At 36.8% G+C, this 4,701-nt stretch carries 4 protein-coding genes; all 4 read left to right on the forward strand.

Translation table 11 applies throughout. The features are described 5' to 3' along the window. Positions 1 to 397 precede the first annotated feature (397 nt). The 4 genes from ACG94X_RS16735 (at position 398) to ACG94X_RS16980 (ending at position 4,641) form a co-directional block, all read left to right on the forward strand. Complete coding sequence (locus ACG94X_RS16735) at positions 398 to 862, forward strand: hypothetical protein (RefSeq protein ID WP_419384791.1); 465 nt, start codon at positions 398 to 400, stop codon at positions 860 to 862. After that, on the forward strand, positions 828 to 1,457 hold the full coding sequence (locus tag ACG94X_RS16740) for a GNAT family N-acetyltransferase (protein ID WP_419384792.1): 630 nt from the start codon (positions 828 to 830) through the stop codon (positions 1,455 to 1,457). Before ACG94X_RS16735 ends, ACG94X_RS16740 begins: the two co-directional genes overlap by 35 nt. A 1,356-nt stretch (positions 1,458 to 2,813) precedes the next feature. After that, on the forward strand, positions 2,814 to 3,161 hold the full coding sequence (locus ACG94X_RS16745) for a MobC family plasmid mobilization relaxosome protein (RefSeq protein WP_419384793.1): 348 nt from the start codon (positions 2,814 to 2,816) through the stop codon (positions 3,159 to 3,161). Continuing rightward, positions 3,142 to 4,641, forward strand: a complete 1,500-nt coding sequence (locus ACG94X_RS16980) for a relaxase/mobilization nuclease domain-containing protein (protein ID WP_514131878.1) — start codon at positions 3,142 to 3,144, stop codon at positions 4,639 to 4,641. Before ACG94X_RS16745 ends, ACG94X_RS16980 begins: the two co-directional genes overlap by 20 nt. The last annotated feature ends 60 nt before the right edge of the window (positions 4,642 to 4,701 follow it).

Genomic DNA, 4,701 nt, shown 5'->3' on the forward strand with positions numbered 1-4,701 from the left:
TAAGATTAATCATAGTCCGAGTTTTCATATGAGATAATTAATATTAATTAATTATAATAATCAATATCTTATGTTTTTTTGTTTTAAAAAAATAGTGACGTCACTTTTGATGTGTTGACATTATTTGCTTTTTTTAATACTATTAAATCACAGGATTGTATTACCTGAAGTTATTAATTCATTATAAAAAATTATTTTAATGATGAACGTGTTCTTAAATAATTGATCATATTTAGGATTTCATCATTTTACGATCAAGTTACTAGGAAAAATCAGATCGCAACTGTTTTTTCCTTCTTTACCCACCTGGAGGTGGATAAAGAGTATGACGGCCTAAATTTTCATAGCAGTTCTGCATGATGATTTAGTTTGTTATTCAACCAACGAGGAGATGGAAATGTACATGACATACCAGTGGACACATATCGATATATGTCATGGATTTTTCCGTACTATGAATATGGTTATGCACAATATATCAAAACATTCGGTTCAGCTTTTAGATCTTCTAAATATGAACCCTTCTAGTCTGAAAGACTTAGAAAAAGACAGATTAACAGTTAGATTTTATAAGCCTCTCGTGGATATAGTTAAGTCTGCGGCGGAGGCAAATAAGATGAGTGTTAATCATTACTTGGAGCTTGCTGTATTTGAGAAGTTAAAAGTTGATGCATTGGCTGAAAAGCTAAATACTGATATGGATGACTATTCTTTGTTGCAAAACAAATCTCAAGATCAGCTCGCATATTTAAAACATCTACTAAGCAAAACCCTTCAGGATAATCAAAGACTGAAACAGGCAGTAGATAAATATCGGAGCACTGAACATGGAGATGAGTTCGAATCTTTCGAATTATTCTAATAATTCTCAGCAGTATCCCATCATTAATGATGGGACTGCACCAAAAGCAAAGGCTAAATTTTTAGAAGATTTTCCAACTATTAAGCCTCATAAGTACCAAACGCTATCGAACGTGCAAATATCATCATTTAATGATTTTGCATGCGGTAATACTGGAATTGACACCTTTTTACGCCATGGAGAAGGGTTAAAGTTTCAAGTTGACCGTAATAAGATGGATAGCATGATTATGGCAACTGAAACTCAGGTTTTAGGGTATATGGCATACTCTTTGAAGGAATTAACATTCTCTATTCCAAAGATGTGTAGTCAAAACTTAAAAGAACTAAGTGGATTAAAAGCGGGGGATAAGATTTTCTGTATTCACTATCTGGGAGTAGATGAAAGCTGTAAAAATAAGGGGTTAGCTGAGAGCTTAGTTCTAAAGGCACTGAATTTTTGTATTAAGAAGGCAGCTACGACAGAACCAAGTTTAAAACTGATAGTTTTGCACGCAACAATCGAGGCATGCGGATTTTATGAAAAAATGGGGTTTGATAGGATTGGTGAATTAGATAATGGGCTAATTGAATACGCATACACTGTTAAAGAATAAATTTTAATATATTAATAAATTATGACCTGATGGTACTAAAGTCGGTCTAATAAAAATTAATAATTAGCTTTGTTGAAGAGTTGAGACATGAGATGAGTATCTCACAATGAATAGATGTTCCTCTCAACAAAGCTGATTCAAACAAGTAAATTGAATAGTATTTTACGTAGTTTAATATAATTTAAATAATGTAAATTATACAAAGAGTTATCAACTCTATTTTAAATTATTAATTTATTTGTATTTAATAAGCCCAATTGATTTTAATTGGGCTTTTTCTTTCAAAAGTGACTAACTTCTATTTTGAAAAAATTAATGTTCTCTTATGAGCATTTTGCTTTTGGTTAAATTATTGACAATATTATTATAGAAATGAAAAAAGCTACTTGTAAAACAAGTAGCTTTTCCCATATATTCAGCGGTACGCAGTTATTTGATGCTCTAACATCGAATAACGAAGATCATAAGGTTTGACGACCGTTATGATTTCACACTAAGGCTTGTACCTGAACTCTATTTTCACAAGAAAATGCGATTAGATCAAGACTCAAAATGAAAAGTCTTCGTTAAAGAGAGTTTAAAACCATCAAATAAGTCCCTCAAGGTCGAGTTTTGTCTACTTCTGTGCGCCCGTTTTACGGATAGACACATATAACGTGTGGTAGGAATAAGTGTCACTGGCGTTATATGGCAATAGTCGAAAGGCTAAACCGCTACAGGGGAACTTCACATAAGCGGAGCGTTGGGAGTAGTTACATAGGGCTGTTAAGTTGCATGTTGGGGAAACCCTCGCAGAGATACAGCGTTGTAGCGACAGGGAGCGCGTGGAGAGAGGTGCAAAGCCTTGAGTCCTTGTCTGCATAGTCAGCAAAGCTATGTGCAGATACGACCGATATACGTGGCTCCGAAGCCAAGCTATATACGGAACATCGGCAATACTTAAGGGATGTGTCATTTTTTTAAGTGAACGCCCTTAGGGTGAGTATTGCCGAAACTCTCTCAACCGTTTCCAAAGCCAAAGCACGAAGTGCGACGCTTTGGGGGCGAGTTGAGAAGTTGAGTGCATTTGTTTTTACAAGATCTATGCCAAGTCAATTATTAATTTAATAGAGTCTATAACTTTAAATACCGAACTTAATAAAGAAAGTGAGCAAGGGAAACTCTGCTTGATGCAGATCTGTTTACATGCTACTTTTTTTATTAATAGCCAGCACACACAAAGTCCCCTTTCATCGCTTCGCTTGAAATGTTTCTTTGTGAGACTGGATCAGGGGCTTCACCCCCGATACCCCCGACAACAGCAAAGCTTAAAAATTTTCAATTTTCAATCTTTGCTGTTACCAAGCGAGAGATCCAATGACTGAGAAAGATCAAGTTAAAAGGACTAAAGAAATAAAGATCCGTTTAACAGAACAAGAACATCAAGCATTGTTAAACAGATGTACTAAAGCCAGTTTAGCGACATGGATGCGTGAAATTTGTTTAGGTGAAAAACAGACTAAGCAAAGTAAAGTCATTGAAGTTGATCCAAAGTTACTCAGACAGCTTGCAGGGATTGGAAATAATTTAAATCAGATTGCACGTTTAGTTAATCAACATCAGCACAAGCAAGATTCAACTTTAGACAGAATCACCATTGTTACAGCGTTAGCCAGTATTGAACGTGAATTGCAGAGGTTGAACGATGATCATAAAAATACATAGCCGTGGTGTTGGTTCTGGCAGTGGGCCTGTAGATTATTTATTGGGTAAAGACAGAGATCGTGAAGATGCACGTTTAGACCGTGGCGATCCTGAACAAATGATTCAATTGATTGACAGTACCTACTTTGCCCAAAAATATACTTCTGGTGTTTTATCCTTTGCTGAACGTGATTTAGAGGAATATCAAAAACAACAGATCATGGATAGTTTTGAAAGAACATTGCTCCCTGGTCTTGATAAAGATCAATACAGCGTTCTTTGGGTGCAGCACCAAGATAAAGATCGTTTAGAGCTTAATTTCGTTGTTGCCAACGTGGAACTTCAAAGCGGTAAACGCCTACAGCCTTACTATGATCCAGTCGACCGTCCACGTTTAAACGCATGGAAAGATTTAGTTAATGATCATTACCAGTTGCATGATCCGAATGACCCAATCAATAAGCGTGAGCTATGTACGCCGAACAATCTACCGAAACATAAAGAAGAAGCCTCGAAAGCCATTACTGATGGGCTATTAAAAGTAGCTGAAAACGGAAATATAAAAAGTCGTAGTGATGTGATTAAAACCCTTGAGGGTGCAGGCTTTGAGATAGCGAGATCCACAGCAAAAAGTATCAGTATTAAAGACCCTGATGGCGGTCGAAATATACGATTAAAAGGCAAAATATATGAGCAAGATTTTAGATTTGGCAAAGAGCTTCGAGGAGAAATCGAGCGAGCAAGCGAAGGATACCGAGCAGATCGTAGCAACCGAGTTCAAGAAGCACGAAAAACGCTTGATCGGCTTACTGAACGAAAACGAGAAAGCAATCAGCTCCGCTATCAACGAGCAGAACCAACGCATACGCCCGATTATATTAAAAACATGGATGATCGTATCCATCGGTATAGTGACAGGGATAGCCCTAGCATGGGGTATTTTGATGTACCAAAGCCACAAGATCGGCGAGAACGCAGAATTGATCGCACAGCAACAGGCTACGATTCAGCAGTTGAGAAACGCAGGGGGGAGTTTGATAACAACGAGCTGTTTAGACAGCAAAAACCGCAAGAGATTATGTATTCAGATGAATACTCAAGCAGGGAGTTGGAAAGGTGGCTATCTAGTGCCAATGGGGTATTAATCAATGACAGAACTCGAAAAGCAATTACTCAAAGCGTTAGAGCAAACACAGGCACAACAAAGTTCGAGGGAAGCCGATTTACAGAAGATGTTCGAACATACACGGCAGGACAATCAGAGCGTCAAGGAAGCACTCAAGAGCTTGTTAGAGAGTATCAGCGCAACCGACCAGACTCGAAACGAGAATTTGAACAAATTAGTATTGCATCTAAACAACTTGAGCAATCAGTTACAGAACTTCAAGAGACAAAACGAAGCCTTGACCAAGCAATTACAAGTGCTCGAAATGCAAATGAGCACTTTAAAGAAATAAATGAACCTAAGATTAATCATAGTCCGAGTTTTCATATGAGATAATTAATATTAATTAATTATAATAATCAATATCTTATGTTTTTTTGTTTTAAAAAAATAGTG

It is taken from the genome of Acinetobacter psychrotolerans (assembly GCF_048552595.1).
Taxonomy (GTDB): domain Bacteria; phylum Pseudomonadota; class Gammaproteobacteria; order Pseudomonadales; family Moraxellaceae; genus Acinetobacter.

What these genes read in the sequence shown, in the direction of transcription:
- ACG94X_RS16980 (WP_514131878.1), top strand. Translation starts at nt 3,142, where the DNA reads ATGATCATAAAAATACATAGCCGTGGTGTTGGTTCTGGCAGTGGGCCT.
- ACG94X_RS16745 (WP_419384793.1), top strand. Translation starts at nt 2,814, where the DNA reads ATGACTGAGAAAGATCAAGTTAAAAGGACTAAAGAAATAAAGATCCGT.
- ACG94X_RS16740 (WP_419384792.1), top strand. Translation starts at nt 828, where the DNA reads ATGGAGATGAGTTCGAATCTTTCGAATTATTCTAATAATTCTCAGCAG.
- ACG94X_RS16735 (WP_419384791.1), top strand. Translation starts at nt 398, where the DNA reads ATGTACATGACATACCAGTGGACACATATCGATATATGTCATGGATTT.